Source organism: Duganella sp. 1411, from assembly GCF_017833525.1.
GTDB lineage: Bacteria > Pseudomonadota > Gammaproteobacteria > Burkholderiales > Burkholderiaceae_D > Rugamonas.
In genome coordinates, this window is the sequence record NZ_JAFICD010000001.1 from 1473673 (window position 1) to 1491070 (window position 17398).

Below are 17398 nucleotides of genomic sequence, written 5' to 3' on the forward strand. Positions count from 1 at the left end.
TAGCTTCTTGCCACCCCGCGCGCAGCGGTGCGCGCGCTAGTCTTGCTGAAGCAGACTGAGGATGGAAAGCAGTTCGCTGCGTATCATTTCGCGGTCCAACGGAGCGGGAACGGCTTGCGCCTCCTCGCCGGAACCGCCATCATACTCCGCCGCCGCGCCATCGTAGGCACGGCTGTCGAGTTTATTGCGCGCCCCGCTGATGGTGAAGCCCTGTTCATACAACAGTTCGCGGATGCGGCGGATCAGCAGCACTTCGTGATGCTGGTAATAGCGGCGGTTGCCGCGCCGTTTGACGGGCTTGAGCTGGGTGAATTCCTGCTCCCAGTAACGCAACACATGCGGCTTGACGCCGCACAGCTCGCTGACCTCACCGATGGTGAAGTAGCGCTTGGCCGGTATCGGCGGCAGGACGACCAGTTCGGACTTGGCGAGACGATCGTTCATCGCTTCTCAGCTCCCACTCAGGCGGCGCGCGCCATCGGATTGCTCTCTTCGACCATGCCCTTGAGTTTTTGACTGGCATGGAAGGTCACCACGCGGCGCGCCGTGATCGGGATTTCCTCGCCGGTCTTGGGGTTGCGGCCGGGGCGCTGCGGCTTGTCGCGCAACTGGAAGTTGCCGAATCCGGACAGCTTGACGGCCTCGCCACGCTCGAGCGCGTTGCGGATCTCGTCGAAGAAAGTCTCCACCATGTCCTTGGCCTCGCGCTTGTTCAGGCCGACCTGTTCGAACAGCAGTTCGGCCAGCTCCGCCTTGGTGAGCGTGGGCAAATCTTTTTCCGCATCCTGGCGTACCTTGGCGACCTGCATGGCGCGATGCAAATCGGCAGCCAATGCGGATTGGAGTACGGCGGAATCAACGTCGTTGTTATTAATTTTCCTGCCCTGCCTTATCAAAGAACGAATGAGTCCGGCCTTGTGCCGGACTCCCGAATGATCAAAAAAAGAAACCGCGTCGGTCTGCTGGACGTCTCGCCGGCGCGTCAGGTGCGCAGGCGGGCGCCGTGTTTTTGCTTGGCCGCATCGCCTGCGGCGCTCATCACCGCCTCGACGACATCGTCCTGCAGCGTGTTTTGAGTATCTTGCAAGCTAAAGCGGAAAGCAAGCGATTTCTCGTCCGACTCCAAACCTTTTCCACGATATTCATCAAACAAAACAATGGCTTGCACGATCTTTCCTTGCGGACTTGCTTGCACGGCAGCATTAAATGCGTCCAGCAAATCCTGTGCCGGAACGGCCTGCTTGACGACGACGGCCAGATCGCGGGTGGCGCCGGGGAACTTGGAAATCTCCACGTATTCTGGCACAGGTCGTTGCTGCAAAGCAACAGCATCCACTTCGAACACGACCGCCGCGTTCGGCAGCTCGTACTTCTGCAGCCAGCGCGGATGCAGCTCGCCGATGAAGCCGATCACTTTGCCGTCGAGCACCACGTGCGCCGAACGGCCCGGGTGCAGCGCCGGATGCTCGGCCTTGACGAAGCGCGGCTGCAGCGGCGCGAACAAGTGCTCCAGGTCCGCCTTGAGGTCGAAGAAATCGACCGCGCGGCTATCCTGGCCCCACTGCTCGTCCGCCACGCTACCGTAAGCGATCGCGGCCACGCGCTTCGGCTGCCGGTAGCCGGCCACCGTCAGCGGGCCGTCCGCCACGCTGTCGTCGCGCTGGTACACCGCGCCCACTTCGAACACGCGCACGCGGTTGGTCTTGCGGTTCAGGTTGTAGCGCACGTTGGCCACCAGGCTGCCGACCAGGGTCGAGCGCATCACGCTCATCTGGCTGGCGATCGGGTTTTGCAGCTTGATCGGATCGGCGTTGCCGCCGAAATCCTGCTCCCACGCCGCTTCGACAAAGCTCATGTTGACCACTTCCTGGAAGCCCAGGTCGGCCAGCTGGTGGCGCACCGCGAACAGCGACCGGGTGTTCTCCGGCGCGAGGATCATCGTGTTGGCGGCCACCGGCGCCACGGTCGGGATGTTCTCGAAGCCGTAGACGCGCGCCACTTCCTCGATCAGGTCTTCCTCGATCTCGATGTCGAAGCGGTAGCTCGGCGAGGTCACCGAGAACACCCCCTCCTCCAGCGTGAACGGCAGCGCCAGGCGGGTGAAGATGTCGGCCACAAGCTTGTCGTCCAGCGCCACGCCGATGACTTTCTGCGCGCGCGCGGTGCGCATCTTGACCGGCTCGCGTTGCGGAATGTTGACGATCTGGTCGTCGACCGGGCCGACCTTGGTCGCCGGCGTGCCGCAGATCTCTATCAGCAGCGAGGTGATGCGCTCGATGTGCTCGACCGTGGTCGCGTAGTCGACGCCACGCTCGAAGCGGTGCGCCGCGTCGGTCGAGAAGTTATATTTGCGCGCGCGGCCCTGGATGGCGTTCGGCCACCAGAACGCCGCTTCCAGGTAGATCGATTCGGTGTCGAGCGACACGGCCGTGGCGTCGCCGCCCATGATGCCGGCCAGCGATTCGATTTCCTTGTCGTCGGCGATGACGCCGACCCATTCGTCGATGTTGACCGTGTTACCGTTCAACAGCTTCAACGTCTCGCCGCTCTTGCCCCAGCGCACGGTCAGGCCGCCGTGGATCTTGGCCAGGTCGAACACGTGGGTTGGACGGCCCAGCTCCAGCATGACGTAGTTGGAGATGTCCACCAGCGCCGACACCGAGCGCTGGCCGCTGCGCTCGAGGCGCTGCTTCATCCAGTCCGGCGTGGCGGCCTTGGCGTTCAGGTGGCGGATCACGCGGCCGGAGAAGCGGCCGCACAGGTCCGGCGCCGCGATCGTCACCGGCAGCACTTCGTCGCTGTTGACGGCGACCTTGCGGGACTGCGGCGCGTGCAGCGCCACGCCGGTCAGCGCCGACACTTCGCGCGCCACGCCCAGCACCGACAGGCAATCCGCCTTGTTCGGGGTCAGCTTGATGGTGAACTTGAGGTCGTTGAGCGCGTAGTAGTCGCGGAAGTTCTGGCCGACCGGCGCGTCGTCCGGCAGCGACGGCAGCGTGCTGCCCTCTTCCGGCAGCCGCAGCTCCTTGGCGCCGCACAGCATGCCCTGCGACTCGACGCCGCGCAGCTCGCCCACCTTGATCTCATACGGCTTGCCGTCGGCGCCCGGCGGCAGCACCGCCGGCGCCACGGCGACCACGACCTTCAAGCCCTGGCGCATGTTCGGCGCGCCGGTGACCACCTTGAGCAGGGTGCCGGTGCCGATGTCCAGCTGCAGCAGGGTCAGGCGGTCGGCGTTGGGGTGCTTGGCCACCTCGCGCACCTCGGCCACGACGACGTTGGAGAACGGCGGCGCGACCGCTTCGACCTCTTCCACTTCGAGGCCGGACATCGTCAGCAGGTGGGCCAGTTCGTCCGAAGTCATCTTCGGATCGACCATGGTACGGAGCCAGTTTTCGGAGAATTGCATAATCAAGCCTTCAAAGAGTGTCCAGCGGGAGCGCCTGCCGTGCCAGCCGGCCGCGCTCGACCGCGTGTAGTGTACTGAACAGTGTTCTTAGTTGAACTGCTTCAGGAAGCGCAGGTCGCCCTCGTAGAACAGGCGCAGGTCGCTGACGCCGTAGCGCAGCATCGTCAGGCGCTCGAGGCCGGAGCCGAACGCGAAGCCGATGTACTTTTCCGGGTCCAGGCCGAAATTGCGCACCACCGTCGGATGCACCTGGCCCGAGCCGGAAATTTCCAGCCAGCGGCCCTTCAGCGGTCCGGAGCCGAAGGCGATATCGATCTCGGCCGACGGTTCGGTGAACGGGAAATACGACGGACGGAAGCGCACCTGCAAGTCGTCGGTCTCGAAGAAGGCCTTGACGAAGTTCAGGTACACGCCCTTGAGGTCGGCGAAGCTGATGTCCTCGGCGATCCACAGGCCCTCGACCTGGTGGAACATCGGCGAGTGCGTGGCGTCGCTGTCGACGCGGTAGGTGCGGCCCGGCGCGATGACCTTGATCGGCGGCGTGTGGCTGCGCGCGTAGCGCACCTGCATCGGGCTGGTGTGCGTGCGCAGCAGCAGCGGCTTGCCTTCGCTGTCGTTGCCGTCGATATAGAAAGTGTCTTGCATCGAGCGCGCCGGATGGTTCTCCGGGCTGTTCAACGCGGTGAAGTTGGTCCAGTCGTTTTCGATCTCGGGGCCGTCGGCCACGTCGAAACCGATCGAGCGGAAGATCTCCTCGACCCGCTCCCAGGTGCGCATGACCGGGTGCAGGCCGCCGCCGGCGCGTCCGCGGCCAGGCAGCGAGACGTCGATCGCCTCGGCGTTCAAACGGGTTTGCATCTGGGCGTCGGCCAGCGCGTCGCGCCGGGCCGTCAACGCCGCTTCGATTTGTCCCTTGGCGGCGTTGATCAACGCGCCCTGCGCCTTGCGCGCTTCCGGGTCGAGCTTGCCCAACCCCTTCATCAATTCGGTGATCTGGCCGGTCTTGCCCAGGTATTTGGCTTTGGCATTTTCCAGCGCGGCGGCGTCATCTTGCGCGACCGTGAAATCCTGCACTGCTGAGGCGACGAGTTGTTCCAGGGAGTCCATGCGTTTTTCTTATCCTCAATCAAAAACGGGGCACAGGTCTAGACCTTTGCCCCGTTCCCAACCACCGGCCCGGTGAGGGGCCAGCGATCAACAATCAATGCTTACGCAGCGATTTTTGCTTTCACAGCGTTGACAATCGCGGCGAAGGCCGGCTTGTCCATCACTGCCATATCGGCCAGAACCTTGCGGTCCAGTTCGATCGAAGCTTTTTTCAGACCGTTCATGAACACGCTGTACGTCACGCCATGCTCACGGGAAGCGGCGTTGATACGGGCGATCCACAGGCGGCGGAAGACGCGCTTCTTGTTACGACGGTCGCGGTAGGCGTATTGGCCAGCGCGCATGACTGCTTGCTTGGCAACACGGTAAACCTTGCTGCGACGACCACGGTAACCTTTGGCCAGGTTTAAGACTTTTTTATGACGGGCACGAGCTGTAACCCCACGTTTTACTCTAGGCATAGTAACTCCTTAAAAGTGTGAGATTAAGCGGATGGCATCATGCGCATGACGGACGTGACGTCCGATGCGTTGATGTTACGGGTGCCGCGCAGCTGACGCTTGTTCTTGGTGGTCTTCTTGGTCAGGATGTGGCGCTTGAACGCCATACCCGATTTAACAGTACCACCCGGACGCACGCGAAAACGTTTCTTCGCGGAGCTTTTGGTTTTCATTTTTGGCATAGCAATCTACCCTCTTGGGTAGCTCCATATCAAACAGGATTGCAGGTGGTGACACGACGTCACGCTTAGATGCCTGCTTTCACTTGTTTTTGCAGCAGATGCGAGTCCACTACATTTACAACAGCCGGCAATTATAGACCAGTTGCGGCGATTCTGCAGCAAATAAAAAGGGCGCCATGGTGGCGCCCTTCCTTAACCCACAGACCGAAGGGGTCGTACCCCGTCCGGGGTACGACCCCGCGACGAATCGCCGTGCGGGTCTAAAGCTTACTTCTTTTTCTTCGGAGACAACACCATGATCATCTGGCGGCCTTCCATCTTCGGGAACTGCTCGACCTGGCCGTACGGCTCCAGATCGGCCTTCAGGCGTTCCAGCATGCGGAAGCCAATATCCTGGTGCGCCATCTCGCGGCCGCGGAAACGCAGCGTGATCTTGGTCTTATCGCCCTCGTCGAGGAACTTGATAAGGTTGCGCAACTTGATATTGTAATCGCCGTCATCGGTGCCCGGACGGAATTTGACTTCCTTGACCGCGATGATCTTTTGCTTCAATTTAGCTTCGTGAGCCTTTTTCTGCTCCGAATACTTGAATTTGCCGTAGTCCATCAAACGGCAAACCGGCGGTACCGCCGTTGGCGCGATCTCGACCAGGTCGACATTGGCCTCTTCCGCCAGGCGGAAGGCTTCGGCCAAAGTGACGATACCGAGCGGCTCGTTCTCGACCCCGGTTAAACGCATTTCAGGGGCAGTGATTTCGCCGTTGATGCGATGCGACTTGTCAGTAGCTATGGTGATTCCTTTTAAAATCTAATGGTAAGGCCAGTGCGATCAGGCTTTATTGGCGACGTCTTGCTGGAGTCGCTCGATCAGGGCATCGACGGACATGACGCCCAGATCGACATTGCCCCGTGCCCGCACGGCCACGGTGTTGGCATCCCGCTCTTTATCGCCGACTACAAGGATGTAGGGCAGTTTTTGGACGGAATGTTCACGTATTTTATAGGTTATTTTCTCGTTGCGCAAATCGCTCTGCACGCGGAAGCCGCTGCGGCGCAGCTTTTCCGTCACTTGGGCCACATAATCGGCCTGCGCGTCGGAGATGTTCAGCACCGATACTTGCACCGGAGCAAGCCAGGCCGGCAAAGCGCCCGCGTAGTTCTCGATCAGGATGCCGATGAAGCGCTCCATCGAGCCGACGATGGCCCGGTGCAGCATGACCGGCACCTTGCGGCTGTTGTCGGCCGCCACGTATTCGGCGCCCAGGCGCTCCGGCATGAAGAAGTCGACCTGCATCGTGCCGACCTGCCATGGACGGCCCAGCGAATCCTTCAGGTGGTACTCGATCTTCGGACCGTAGAACGCGCCCTCGCCCGGCAACTCGGTCCAGGTCACGCCGCAGGCGCGCAGGCCGGAGCGCAGCGCGTCCTCGGCCTCGTCCCAGACTTCGTCGGTGCCGATGCGGTTGTCCGGACGCAGCGCCAGCTTGACGTCGATGTTGTGGAAATCGAAGTCCTTGTACACTTCCATCGCTTGCGTGTGGAAAGCCACCACTTCCGGCTCGATCTGCTCTTCGGTGCAGAAGATGTGGCCGTCGTCCTGGGTGAAGCCGCGCACGCGCATGATGCCGTGCAGCGCGCCGGACGGCTCGTTGCGGTGGCACTGGCCGAACTCGCCGTAACGCAGCGGCAGGTCGCGGTAGCTGCGCATGTTGCTGTTGAAGATCTGCACGTGGCCCGGGCAGTTCATCGGCTTGAGCGCGTAGGAACGGTTTTCCGATTCCGTCACGAACATGTTTTCGCGGTAGTTGTCCCAGTGGCCGGTCTTGCCCCACAGGCTGGAATCGAGGATCTGCGGCGCCTTGACTTCCTGGTAGCCGTTGATCTGGTACTTGTTGCGCATGTATTGCTCGACCTGCTGCCAGATGGTCCAGCCCTTCGGATGCCAGAACACCAGGCCCGGCGCCTCATCTTGAAAGTGGAAGAAGTCCAATTGCTTTCCAAGCTTTCTGTGGTCGCGCTTTTCCGCCTCTTCCAACTGGAACAGGTACTGCTCCTGGTCTTCCTTCTTGGTCCAGGCGGTGCCGTAGACACGCTGCAGCATTTCATTCTTGCTGTCGCCGCGCCAGTAGGCGCCGGCCAGCTTCATCAGCTTGAACACTTTCAGCTTGCCGGTCGACGGCACGTGCGGACCGCGGCACAAGTCGGTGAATTTGCCTTCCGAGTACAGCGACACGTCCTGGTCGGCCGGAATCGACGAGATGATCTCGGCCTTGTAGTCCTCGCCGATCGACTTGAAGTAAGCGACGGCCTCGTCGCGCGGCAGCACCTTGCGGGTGACCGGCTCGTCCTTCTTGGCCAGTTCGGTCATTTTCTTTTCGATCGCCACCAGGTCGTCCGGCGTGAACGGGCGCTTGTACGAGAAGTCGTAGTAGAAGCCGTTTTCGATGACCGGGCCGATGGTCACTTGCGCGTCCGGGAACAGTTCCTTGACGGCGTAGGCCAGCAAGTGGGCGGTCGAGTGGCGGATCACGTCGAGGCCTTCCGGGTCCTTGTCGGTGATGATGGCCAGATCGGCATCCTTCTCGATCAGGAAAGAGGTATCCACCACTTTGCCGTCGACCTTGCCGGCCAGCGCGGCCTTGCCCAGGCTGGTGGCGATGCTGGTCGCCACTTGAGCCACGGTGACTGGGCCGTCGAATTCACGGGCAGAACCATCTGGAAGGCGGACTGAAAGCATAGTGATCTCCTGTCGGCGCGGGGCCGGTGTAGTAACAACGTTGAAGCGTGAATAAAAACGCGGACGAAAAAAAAACGCGGGCTAGCCGCGTTTTCTCTTTTTTTGAGCAAAAGAATCCCGATCGACTAGCGTCACTCCCAAAGCTTGGTAGTAGTTCGCGGTGTCATAACCGGATTGCCTTTCTCGCTCTTACATGTTCTGGTGGGCGGTGCAGAATTCGAATCTGCGACCCCTTGGATGTCGACCAAGTATTCTAACCAGCTGAACTAACCGCCCGTTGTACTGCATTACTTCTATTTTACCGCTTTTTACCACTGTGCTACGTAATCTGGTGGGCGGTGCAGAATTCGAATCTGCGACCCCTTGGATGTCGACCAAGTATTCTAACCAGCTGAACTAACCGCCCGAAGACCAGCATTATAGAGAGCGATTCGGAGAAAAACAAGGGCAATAATCGGAAACATTTACAAAACGCACTATGACTGCGCGAGACGCGCCGCGTGCCCATCCTTTAAACTGTGGTTGTTACGATCACCGACGGATCCCATGCAAGCTGAAACCCGCATCCACACAGGCGCCGAGGCGCCCCCCTCGCCTTCCGCCCACCTGCACGAGCACCGCGACGGCGACGCCAAGCACGCCCACTTCACGGTTCAGCGCAGCCAGTCGGTGCTGGCGTGGTCGCTGGCGCTGACCCTGGGCTTCGCCGTGGTAGAGGTCGTCACCGGCTTCATGTCCAACTCGCTGGCCTTGATTTCCGACGCCGGCCACATGGTCACCGACGCCGCCGCGCTGGGGCTGGCCCTGCTGGCGCAGCTGATCGCCAAGCGGCCGCCGTCGGCGCGCCACTCGTTCGGCTTCGGCCGCGCCGAGGCGCTGGCCGCGTTCGTCAACAGCCTGGTGCTGCTGGTGCTGGTCGGGTGGATCGTGTTCGAGGCCGCGCAGCGCTTCGCCCATCCCGAGCAGGTGCATGGCGCGACGGTGTTCATCGTCGCCGCCATCGGCCTGGCCATCAATCTCGTGCTCGCTTATATGTTGTCGCGCGGCGACAGCAACATGAACACGCGCGCGGCGCTGGTCAACGTCATCGGCGACCTGCTGGGATCGGTGGCGGCGCTGGTGGCCGGCGCCGTCATCTATTACACGGGCTGGATGATGATCGACCCGCTGCTGTCGGTCTTTGTGGCGTTGCTGATTTTAAAATCGACCGTCGGCGTGCTGCGCGAGTCCTACCACTTCCTGATGGGCGGCGTGCCCGAGCCGATCGACTACCTCAAGGTCGGCGCCGATCTCGAACAGATCGGCGGCGTCTGCTCGGTGCACGACCTGCACGTATGGGACATGTCGCCCGGCGAGCCGGCGCTGATCGGCCACGTCGAAATCGCCGACCTGGCGCGCTGGCCCGAGATCCTGCACGCGATCAAAGCCATGCTGCTGGAAAAACACGGCATCGACCACATCACCTTGCAGGCCGAAGTCGCGCCGCAAGCGCCCCTTTAACCACAGCCCCTGGAACACCATGCACAATTTTGAGAAACGCCGCGACCGTTACGAGTTGTTTGCCGCGTTCGAAAAGCCGCTCGTCAACGTCAGCTTTGAAATGGTCGTGCCGGACTTCCGGCCGTACTGCAAGGAGCACAAGCTGCCGCCGTTCCATTTTTTCCTGTATTGCATACTGAATTCGATCAAGGAGATCGACAACTTCATGTACCGCATCCACGACGGCGAGGTCATCAAGATCGACGAATTCTGGGCCTCGTACACCGTGCTCAACAGGGACAACAACCTCAACTTCGCCTGCTTCGCGATGTCGACCGACCTGCGCGAATTCATCGCCCGCAGCCTGGAGGCCAAGGCCGTCGCCGAGGCCAGCGGCGCGATGATTAACTCGGCCAAGCAGCAGTCCGAGCGCGAACAGAAGAACAACGTCCACATCACCTGCATGCCGTGGTTCAAGCTGACCTCGATCGAGCACCCGGTCTACCGCCACGGCGGCTACGACATCCCCTCGCTGGCGTGGGGCAAGTTCGGCGACGCCGCCGACGGCAAGATGACGGTGCCGTTCTCGGTGCAGGCGCACCACGGCTTCGTCGACGGCTACCACATCCATTTGCTGGCCGTGGCGATCGCCGCGCGGGTGGCAGGGATCATGCAGCCATGACAACTCCGGGGTCAGGTCCACCATTTCTACACGAGCGGAACCGTAGGCGACAAAAACCCGCACAAAACACGCATTCACGGCGTGTTGGTCCGTACATTCCACCCGAACCGATCAGCCCGTGTAGAAATGGTGGACCTGACCCCGGAGTTGCTTTTAGGCGCGGCGGGCTTCCTGGACGCCGCTGACCTCGGCGATGGCGTTGAGCGCCTTCTGTAGTTGCGCGGTGGCGCCGATTTCGGCCGTGAAGGTCATGCGCGCGTAGCCCTTGGCGCTTTGCGTGTTGACGCCGATGACGTTGATCTTTTCACGCGAGAAGATTTCGGAGATGTCGCGCAACAGCCCCTGCCGGTCGCCCGCCAGGATGAAGATGTCGACCGGGTACACCGTGTCCGATACCGCGCGCCCCCACTCCGTGACGATCACCCGCTCCGGCGCCTTGGCCCGCATCTCGGCGAAGTTCTTGCACGTGGCGCGGTGGATCGAGACCCCCTTGCCGCGCGTGACGAAGCCGACGATGCCGTCCGGCGGCGCCGGCTTGCAGCATTTGGCCAGCTGCGTCATCAGCCCGTCCGTGCCCACCACCAGCACGCCCGATTTGGCGCCCTGGTCCACGCTCGAGGCCTTGCTCTTGCCCAGCACGACCGCGTCCTCCGGCTCGACCGGCTCGCCGCTGTCGTGCAGCGCCTGCTCGACGTGGCGCAGGCTGAACTCGTCCTTGCCCACCGACAGGAACAGGTCGTCGACCTTGGCGAAGCCGAGCTTGTTGGCCAGCGCCTCCAGGTTGACCGCCGTCTTGCCTTCGCGCTGCAACGATTTTTCCACCATCGCCCGCCCGTGCGACAAGGTTTCCTGCATGTCGATGGCGTGGAACCAGGCGCGGATCTTCGAGCGCGTGCGCGTGGCCACCGTGTATTCGTCGCTGAGCCAGTCGCGCGACGGCCCGGCCGTGCCCGGCGCGCCCTTGGCGGTGATGATCTCGCAGGTCTGGCCGTTCTTCAGCGGCGTGTTGAGCGGCACCATGACGCCGTCGACCCGCGCGCCGCGGCAGCGGTGGCCGACGTCGCTATGCAGGTGATAGGCGAAGTCGACCGGCGTGGCGCCGACCGGCAGTTCCAGCACCCGCGCCTGCGGCGTGAGCACGAAGATGCGGTCGTCCAGCGCGGCCGACTTGAGCTTTTCCACCCATTCGCGCTGCTGCTCCTCCTGGCCGACGACGGCGTCGGCGACGTCGGTCTTCCACGCCAGCAGCTGGCGCAGCCAGGCGATCTTCTCGTCGTATTTTTGCCCGGCGAAGTTCGAGCCGCCCTCCTCCTTGTAGCGCCAGTGCGCCGCCACGCCGTACTCGGCGAAGCTGTGCATCTCCTGCGTGCGGATCTGCACCTCCAGCGGCCGGCCGTCCTCGGCCGTGACGACCGTGTGCAGCGACTGGTAGCCGTTCGGCTTCGGCCGCGAGATATAGTCGTCGAATTCCTTGGGGATCGGGGTCCAGATGTTGTGCACCACGCCCAGCACCGTGTAGCAAGTCTTGACGTCCGAGACGATGACGCGGAACGCGCGCACGTCGTACAGGTCGGTGAAGTCGAGCTCCTTGCCCTTCATCTTGCTCCAGATCGAGTAGATGTGCTTGGGCCGGCCGAACACCTCGGCCTGGATGCCGGCGGCCGCCATCTCCGATTGCAGCCGGGCGATGGCGTTGGTGACGAACCCTTCGCGCATCATGCGCTTTTCCTCGAGCATCTTGGCGATGCGCTTGTACGCCTCCGGCTCGATGAAGCGGAACGACAGGTCCTCGAGCTCCCACTTCAGTTGCCAGATCCCCAGCCGGTTGGCCAGCGGCGCGTACAGGTCGAGCGTCTCGCGCCCGTAGGCGCACGTCATGTCGTTGAACAGCTTGAGGTCGGCGAAATAGCGCAAGGTCGTCACGCACGAGGCCAGCCGCACCAGCACCACGCGCATGTCCGAGGCCATCGCCAGCAGCATCTTGCGCAAGGTTTCCACCTGCGCCACGGCCATCTGCGCGGCGTTGCGCCCGCGCCCCACCGCTACCGGCGCGGCCGCGCCGCCATGGCCGCCCGGCGCCTGCGTCAGCTCGCGCAGCCGTATCAGCTGGCGCACGCCGGCCACCAGGTCGCCGACCTCTTGGCCGAAACGCGGCTCGATGACCGCCGCCTGGGTCGTATCGAGCAGGGTCAGCTCGAACATCAGGCCGGCGATGCGGGTCTCGACGTCGGTGCGCATGAACGACAAGGTGCCGGCCACGCCGATCGAGAAATCGAGCGCCGACTGGCCGCTGGTGCTGAGCTTGTCGCCATAGGCGGTGCCGGCGAAGTCGAGCGCCGACAGCATGCGCGCGCTGTCGTCCGGCGTGAGCCCCTGCACCAGTTGCTCCGAGGTAGCGCTGGTGAGTGCGGTGATGGAAACCATGTTCTTCCTAACGCTGGGCGGCGACGATGACGATCTCGACCAGCACTTCCGGATTGGCCAGCTTGGCTTCGACCGTGGCGCGCGGCGGCGTGTGGCCGCCCGGCACCCAGGCGTCGTACTCTTCATTCATGCCGGCGAAATCGGCCATGTCGGCCAGGTAAATCTGGCAGCTCAGGATACAGGTCTTGTCGCTGCCCGCTTCGGCCAGCAGGCGGTCGATGTGACCCAGCACCTCGCGGGTTTGACCGCGGATATCGAGACTGGTTTCCTCGGCGATCTGGCCCGCCAGATAGACGGTGCCCTGATGGATTGCCACTTCGGACAATCGTTTTCCTACATGCAGTCGTTTAATTTCCATGCTTTTTCTTCTTTAACTTCGATACGGTGTGCGCCGGCCGTTCAGCCGAGCAGGAATGTCTTGGCGATCGCGATCTGATCGTCGTGGATGAAGGTCGGCGCGTGGCCGACGTCCGGGATTTCCACCAGGGTGGCCTTCGGACCGCGCCCCGCCATCATGGCCGCCGTCTCGCGCGTGAGCAGGTCGGACTCGGCGCCGCGCACCAGCAAGGTCGGACAGGTGACGGCGTCGTAGGCGGCCCACAGCATCGCCTCGTCGGCGCCGGCCGACTCCGGTGTCGCCGAGCGGAACGGCAGGGACAACCCCATGTCGTAATGGCGCACCCATTTGCCGTCCTTGTCCTGGCGCAGCACATCGGTGGCCAGCTTGTGCCATTCCTGCTCCGTGTGCGGGCCGAACGAGGCCGAGACGTCGCGGATGAATTTGGCGCCGTCGTCGAACGTCTCGAAGCGCAAGTCCTGGCCGATGTAGTCGCCGATACGCTGCAGCGCCGCCGGCGCCAGCACCGGGCCGATGTCGTTGAGCACCAGCTTGCGGATCGGATTGTCCGGCAGCGAGGCCAGGCCCAGGCCGATCAGCCCGCCCATCGAAGTGCCGAACCAGTCGACCTGTTGCTCGGCCCCCTGGTCCAGCACGCGCGCCAGCAAGGTCACCATGTCGCTGACATATTGGGGAATGCGGTACAGCTGGGGATTGCGCAGCCAGTCGGAACGGCCGCGGCCGACGACGTCCGGGCAGATCACGCGGTAGTCGGCGGCCAGCGCGCGCGCCATGCTGTCGAAATCGTCGGAGACGCGGGTTACGCCGTGCACGCACACGAGCACGTTCGGGTTGCCCTCGTCGCCCCATTCCTTGTATGCCATCCGGTGCAAGCCAGCCAACGACAGGCACTGAACAGACTTTATTTTCGCTTCGAACATGCGGCTTCCTCGATGTTTTTATGTAATGATGTTCTGAAATACCATTTTACCGGGCGTTGCGCTTAAACTCCTACCGAAGTGTAGCGCAGCGAGCCTTTTATCTCCAACCCCGCAGAGGACAGCATGACAAACAAGACTTTGAGCGGCAAAACAGCATTGGTCACCGGCTCCACCTCCGGCATCGGCCTGGGCATCGCGCGCGCGCTGGCGGCCGAGGGCGCCAACGTGGTGCTCAACGGCTTCGGCGACGCCGCCGAGATCACGCAATTGCAAACCGACCTGGCCAAGGAATTCGGCGTCCAGGTCGCTCACCACAACGCCGACATGTCCAAGCCGGCCGAGATCGAAAGCATGATCGCCTTCGCCGGCGAGCAGTTCGGCGGCGTCGATGTGCTGGTCAACAACGCCGGCATCCAGCACGTGGCCAACGTCGAGGATTTCCCGGTCGAGAAATGGGACGCCATCATCGCTATCAACCTGACGTCGGCGTTCCACACCTCGCGCCTGGTGCTGCCGCGCATGCGCGCCAACAACTGGGGCCGCATCATCAACCTGGCCTCGACCCACGGCCTGGTGGCGTCGGCCGGCAAGTCGGCCTACGTGGCGGCCAAGCACGGCCTGATCGGCCTGACCAAGGCCGGCGCGCTCGAGACGGCCGCCACCGGCGTGACCGTCAACGCCATCTGCCCCGGCTTCGTGCTCACGCCGCTGGTGCAAAAGCAGGTCGACGCCCGCGCCGCCAAGGACGGCATCAGCAACGACGCGGCCAAAAAAGCGCTGCTGGCCGACAAGCAGCCGTCCGGCGAGTTCGTCACGCCCGAGGAACTGGGCGCGCTGGCCGTGTTCCTGTGCGGCGACGCCGCCAAGCAGGTGCGCGGCGTGGCGTGGAACATGGACGGCGGCTGGGTCGCGCAATAACCGGGTATTTCTCCCGGGCGCACTGGCGGGCCCCGCCCGCCTGTCCGCCGTACGTGTTATCCCTCATATGGAAGAGTTATCACAGCCAGTGATTTGCGGTTTTCCACAATAGTGATAACTCTGCGGTTGCGACATCATGGACTCCTCAAACGAACGCGAGGAGACCCCGTGAAAAAGCCATTCTATAAAGTCCTATATGTCCAGGTGCTGTTCGCCATCGCCTGCGGCATCCTGCTCGGCATCTTCCTGCCCGCCGACGCGGTGGCCATGAAACCGCTGGGCGACGGCTTCATCAAGCTGATCAAGATGATCATCGCCCCGGTGATCTTCTGTACCGTGGTCTCCGGCATCGCCGGCATGCAGGACGTCAAAAAAATCGGCCGCGTCGGCGGCAAGGCGCTGCTGTACTTCGAGGTGGTCTCCACCTTCGCGCTGGCCATCGGCCTGATCGTCGCCAACGTGCTGAAACCGGGCGCCGGCTTCAACGCCGATCCGGCCCACCTGGACGCCAAGTCGATCGCGCAGTACACCCACGCCGAAGGCTTGACCACGGTCGACTTCATCATGAACATCATCCCCAAGACCTTCGTGGACGCGTTCGCCAAGGGCGACATCCTGCAGGTGCTGCTGATCGCCATCCTGTTCGGCTTCTCGCTGTCGCTGCTCGGTGAGCGCGGCCGTCCGATCACCAAGCTGATCGACGAGCTGTCGCACGTCATCTTCGGCGTCGTCAACATCATCATGAAAGTCGCCCCGATCGGCGCGTTCGGCGCGATGGCCTTCACCATCGGCAAATACGGCCTGGCCTCGCTGATCCCGCTGGCAAAGCTGATGGGCTCGTTCTACCTGACCTGCGGCCTGTTCGTGTTCGTCGTGCTGGGCCTGATCGCCCGCTACACCGGCTTCTCGATCTTCAAGTTCGTCAAGTACATCAAGGAAGAGCTGCTGATCGTGCTGGGCACGAGCTCGTCGGAAAGCGCGCTGCCATCGCTGATGACCAAGCTGGAGCGCCTCGGCTGCGCCAAACCGGTGGTGGGCCTGGTGGTTCCGACCGGCTACTCGTTCAACCTGGACGGCACCAACATCTACATGACGATGGCCGCGCTGTTCGTTGCCCAGGCGACCAACACCGAGCTGACCTTGTGGCAGGAACTGACCATCCTGGGCGTGGCGATGCTGACCTCCAAGGGCGCCTCGGGCATCACCGGCGCCGGCTTCATCACCTTGGCGGCGACCCTGGCCGTGGTGCCGACGATCCCGGTGGCCGGCATGGCGCTGATCCTGGGCATCGACCGCTTCATGAGCGAGTGCCGCGCGCTGACCAACTTCATCGGCAACGGCGTGGCCACGGTGGTGGTCTCGAAATGGGAAAAAGAACTCGATGTCGCCAAGATGAACGCCGAGCTGAACAATCCAGGCTCGACCGTGTCCGCCGACGAGTTGAAACCGGTGATCGTGCCAGCCCACTAAGCCGGCGCACCGTCCAGCAAAGCCCCGCGCAGCGATGCCCGGGGCTTTTTTCTTAAGATCGCGACATCTTTTGCAAACTTACCAATCTCTGCCAGCGGCGAAAATTATCGAGATAGTCATTTATCAAGTCCCGTCACGCGGGGGGAGCCTGACGCCCCAGGCTGAGGCGAACTGTCGTGCGGTGGCTCTCGCGCCATGGAGCTGCAAAGATTCCAGCAAGCGCGCGCGGGTGTACAGCGGATTTTTCAAGCTCTTGACGCATCGATCGAGCGCCGAGCCAACACGGGCCGCGTCAGCCCGCGTCAGACTGTCGATGAACTTTCCGGGCGCTACGACCAGAATACCGAGCCGTTTCATGTCTGCTACCGCGAGATGTTTGACATTGCTTGAAACTATGAAAACCTTGTCGTCGGGGTTGTCTTGCAGCGCTAAATCCCGCAAGACCAAAGCGGCGGCGGCGACATGCTTGTCCCCGACATCCACTGCGGCGGGCACCCGGGCCAGAACCGAGGGTGCTCCATGGCCAATAATTTCGTGACCACGGACGGCTCGTTTATAGCTATCCAATCGCCTCTGTGCTTTGACGGTTTCGCCGGCGGCTTGTTGTGACGACATGTCGATGGTGGCGCCAGCCACCACCCTTGGCCAATTGCGCAAGAATTCGGCTTCGATGTCGGCGCTCCATCGCGCCCAAAACAAACCCTCCAAGCACAAGTCGAACAAAACATCGGATAAGCGCGGAGGCAACAAGACGTTAGCATCAAGCAGCGCGTGCGTAGCGCCGCCGGGCGACAGGGGATGGTCGACCACCATCTCACGGGCGACGTCGCTTGTCCGCTTGAATGAATGCCGTCTCCGGAACCTCGTACATGCCGTTCGCCTCGGCGACCGCGTGATAGTCGGCTCCCTCGGCAGCGGCCTCATGTTCCTTGATCCATTGACGCACCGACGATTCGGGCACGCGTCGATGCCCGTCCTCGGACACCGACGCTCCCGGCAGCTTCTTGTTGTCGATCAGCATGGCGACATATGACCGGCTGCAATGCATCAGCTCGGCCGCAGCCTCGGGGCTTAACAGCGCACCTCTCGGCTGGCGCGGCACGCGGCCCTCCAACGGGGCGACCTCAAGTGCGTCCCGCGCGACGGACGACAATTTGCGTTGTCTTTTAGGTCCAATACTCACGGAAATCTCCAGTGAATTCTCGTTCTATTT

Annotated in this window: 17 protein-coding genes and 2 tRNA genes; 4 read left to right on the forward strand and 15 right to left on the reverse strand. The window is 62.5% G+C overall.

What is annotated here, in order from left to right; translation table 11 throughout:
• Window positions 1-36: 36 nt before the first annotated feature.
• The 10 genes from JOD97_RS05825 to JOD97_RS05870 form a co-directional block, all read right to left on the reverse strand.
• The gene (locus tag JOD97_RS05825) at window positions 37-444 is read right to left on the reverse strand and encodes a MerR family transcriptional regulator (protein WP_209714172.1); all 408 of its coding nucleotides are present in this window, start codon (window positions 442-444) and stop codon (window positions 37-39) included.
• Between the two features lie 17 nt (window positions 445-461).
• A complete protein-coding gene (locus tag JOD97_RS05830) occupies window positions 462-809 on the reverse strand; it encodes an integration host factor subunit alpha (RefSeq protein ID WP_019919772.1) in 348 nt (115 codons plus the stop codon).
• A 173-nt stretch (window positions 810-982) separates the two neighbouring features.
• Complete coding sequence (gene pheT, locus JOD97_RS05835) at window positions 983-3409, reverse strand: phenylalanine--tRNA ligase subunit beta (protein WP_209714174.1); 2427 nt, start codon at window positions 3407-3409, stop codon at window positions 983-985.
• 87 nt (window positions 3410-3496) lie between these two features.
• On the reverse strand, window positions 3497-4516 hold the full coding sequence (gene pheS / locus JOD97_RS05840; protein WP_209714176.1) for a phenylalanine--tRNA ligase subunit alpha: 1020 nt from the start codon (window positions 4514-4516) through the stop codon (window positions 3497-3499).
• Between the two features lie 101 nt (window positions 4517-4617).
• Window positions 4618-4977 (reverse strand): 50S ribosomal protein L20, encoded by a 360-nt coding sequence (gene rplT / locus JOD97_RS05845; protein ID WP_090313948.1) that lies wholly within the window; start codon window positions 4975-4977, stop codon window positions 4618-4620.
• A gap of 23 nt (window positions 4978-5000) precedes the next feature.
• Window positions 5001-5198, reverse strand: coding sequence for a 50S ribosomal protein L35 (gene rpmI / locus JOD97_RS05850; RefSeq protein ID WP_119811915.1), 198 nt, complete (start codon window positions 5196-5198; stop codon window positions 5001-5003).
• Window positions 5199-5465: 267 nt separating this feature from the next.
• Window positions 5466-6005 (reverse strand): translation initiation factor IF-3, encoded by a 540-nt coding sequence (infC, locus tag JOD97_RS05855; RefSeq protein WP_330920917.1) that lies wholly within the window; start codon window positions 6003-6005, stop codon window positions 5466-5468.
• Between the two features lie 21 nt (window positions 6006-6026).
• On the reverse strand, window positions 6027-7934 hold the full coding sequence (gene thrS / locus JOD97_RS05860; RefSeq protein ID WP_209714178.1) for a threonine--tRNA ligase: 1908 nt from the start codon (window positions 7932-7934) through the stop codon (window positions 6027-6029).
• Between the two features lie 199 nt (window positions 7935-8133).
• Window positions 8134-8210: transfer RNA gene (locus JOD97_RS05865), tRNA-Val, on the reverse strand.
• A 53-nt stretch (window positions 8211-8263) separates the two neighbouring features.
• A tRNA-Val gene (locus tag JOD97_RS05870) sits at window positions 8264-8340 on the reverse strand.
• A 140-nt stretch (window positions 8341-8480) separates the two neighbouring features.
• On the opposite strand from JOD97_RS05870, the gene JOD97_RS05875 reads away from it, so the two are divergent.
• Both JOD97_RS05875 and JOD97_RS05880 read left to right on the forward strand, forming a co-directional pair.
• Window positions 8481-9434 (forward strand): cation diffusion facilitator family transporter, encoded by a 954-nt coding sequence (locus tag JOD97_RS05875; RefSeq protein ID WP_209714179.1) that lies wholly within the window; start codon window positions 8481-8483, stop codon window positions 9432-9434.
• Between the two features lie 19 nt (window positions 9435-9453).
• Window positions 9454-10095 (forward strand): CatA-like O-acetyltransferase, encoded by a 642-nt coding sequence (locus JOD97_RS05880; RefSeq protein ID WP_209714181.1) that lies wholly within the window; start codon window positions 9454-9456, stop codon window positions 10093-10095.
• Window positions 10096-10248: 153 nt separating this feature from the next.
• Here JOD97_RS05880 and JOD97_RS05885 read toward each other — a convergent pair whose 3' ends face one another.
• The 3 genes from JOD97_RS05885 to JOD97_RS05895 are packed head-to-tail and all read right to left on the reverse strand — an operon-like array spanning window position 10249 to window position 13797.
• Window positions 10249-12519 carry a bifunctional (p)ppGpp synthetase/guanosine-3',5'-bis(diphosphate) 3'-pyrophosphohydrolase gene (locus JOD97_RS05885; protein WP_209714182.1) on the reverse strand — a complete coding sequence of 757 codons (2271 nt, stop codon included), beginning with the start codon at window positions 12517-12519 and terminating at the stop codon, window positions 10249-10251.
• 7 nt (window positions 12520-12526) lie between these two features.
• Window positions 12527-12877: a RidA family protein gene (locus JOD97_RS05890; protein WP_209714184.1), complete on the reverse strand. Its 351-nt coding sequence runs from the start codon at window positions 12875-12877 to the stop codon at window positions 12527-12529.
• A gap of 41 nt (window positions 12878-12918) precedes the next feature.
• The gene (locus JOD97_RS05895; RefSeq protein ID WP_209714186.1) at window positions 12919-13797 is read right to left on the reverse strand and encodes an alpha/beta fold hydrolase; all 879 of its coding nucleotides are present in this window, start codon (window positions 13795-13797) and stop codon (window positions 12919-12921) included.
• 123 nt (window positions 13798-13920) lie between these two features.
• Between JOD97_RS05895 and JOD97_RS05900 the strand changes: the two genes are divergently transcribed.
• Both JOD97_RS05900 and JOD97_RS05905 read left to right on the forward strand, forming a co-directional pair.
• Entirely contained in the window at window positions 13921-14715 is a 795-nt protein-coding gene (locus JOD97_RS05900; RefSeq protein ID WP_209714188.1) for a 3-hydroxybutyrate dehydrogenase, read from the forward strand.
• 168 nt (window positions 14716-14883) lie between these two features.
• Window positions 14884-16185, forward strand: a complete 1302-nt coding sequence (locus tag JOD97_RS05905) for a dicarboxylate/amino acid:cation symporter (RefSeq protein ID WP_209714190.1) — start codon at window positions 14884-14886, stop codon at window positions 16183-16185.
• A 123-nt stretch (window positions 16186-16308) separates the two neighbouring features.
• On the opposite strand, the gene JOD97_RS05910 is transcribed toward JOD97_RS05905, so the two are convergent.
• Together JOD97_RS05910 and JOD97_RS05915 are read right to left on the reverse strand one after the other, a co-directional pair.
• On the reverse strand, window positions 16309-16998 hold the full coding sequence (locus tag JOD97_RS05910) for a hypothetical protein (protein WP_209714191.1): 690 nt from the start codon (window positions 16996-16998) through the stop codon (window positions 16309-16311).
• A 1-nt stretch (window position 16999) separates the two neighbouring features.
• Window positions 17000-17368 carry a helix-turn-helix domain-containing protein gene (locus JOD97_RS05915; RefSeq protein ID WP_373999794.1) on the reverse strand — a complete coding sequence of 123 codons (369 nt, stop codon included), beginning with the start codon at window positions 17366-17368 and terminating at the stop codon, window positions 17000-17002.
• Between the last annotated feature and the right edge of the window lie 30 nt (window positions 17369-17398).

Coding starts and splice junctions, on each gene's coding strand:
- JOD97_RS05825 (WP_209714172.1), bottom strand. CDS start 444: ATGAACGATCGTCTCGCCAAGTCCGAACTGGTCGTCCTGCCGCCGATA.
- JOD97_RS05830 (WP_019919772.1), bottom strand. CDS start 809: ATGCAGGTCGCCAAGGTACGCCAGGATGCGGAAAAAGATTTGCCCACG.
- pheT (WP_209714174.1), bottom strand. CDS start 3,409: ATGCAATTCTCCGAAAACTGGCTCCGTACCATGGTCGATCCGAAGATG.
- pheS (WP_209714176.1), bottom strand. CDS start 4,516: ATGGACTCCCTGGAACAACTCGTCGCCTCAGCAGTGCAGGATTTCACG.
- rplT (WP_090313948.1), bottom strand. CDS start 4,977: ATGCCTAGAGTAAAACGTGGGGTTACAGCTCGTGCCCGTCATAAAAAA.
- rpmI (WP_119811915.1), bottom strand. CDS start 5,198: ATGCCAAAAATGAAAACCAAAAGCTCCGCGAAGAAACGTTTTCGCGTG.
- thrS (WP_209714178.1), bottom strand. CDS start 7,934: ATGCTTTCAGTCCGCCTTCCAGATGGTTCTGCCCGTGAATTCGACGGC.
- JOD97_RS05875 (WP_209714179.1), top strand. CDS start 8,481: ATGCAAGCTGAAACCCGCATCCACACAGGCGCCGAGGCGCCCCCCTCG.
- JOD97_RS05880 (WP_209714181.1), top strand. CDS start 9,454: ATGCACAATTTTGAGAAACGCCGCGACCGTTACGAGTTGTTTGCCGCG.
- JOD97_RS05885 (WP_209714182.1), bottom strand. CDS start 12,519: ATGGTTTCCATCACCGCACTCACCAGCGCTACCTCGGAGCAACTGGTG.
- JOD97_RS05890 (WP_209714184.1), bottom strand. CDS start 12,877: ATGGAAATTAAACGACTGCATGTAGGAAAACGATTGTCCGAAGTGGCA.
- JOD97_RS05895 (WP_209714186.1), bottom strand. CDS start 13,797: ATGTTCGAAGCGAAAATAAAGTCTGTTCAGTGCCTGTCGTTGGCTGGC.
- JOD97_RS05900 (WP_209714188.1), top strand. CDS start 13,921: ATGACAAACAAGACTTTGAGCGGCAAAACAGCATTGGTCACCGGCTCC.
- JOD97_RS05910 (WP_209714191.1), bottom strand. CDS start 16,998: ATGGTGGTCGACCATCCCCTGTCGCCCGGCGGCGCTACGCACGCGCTG.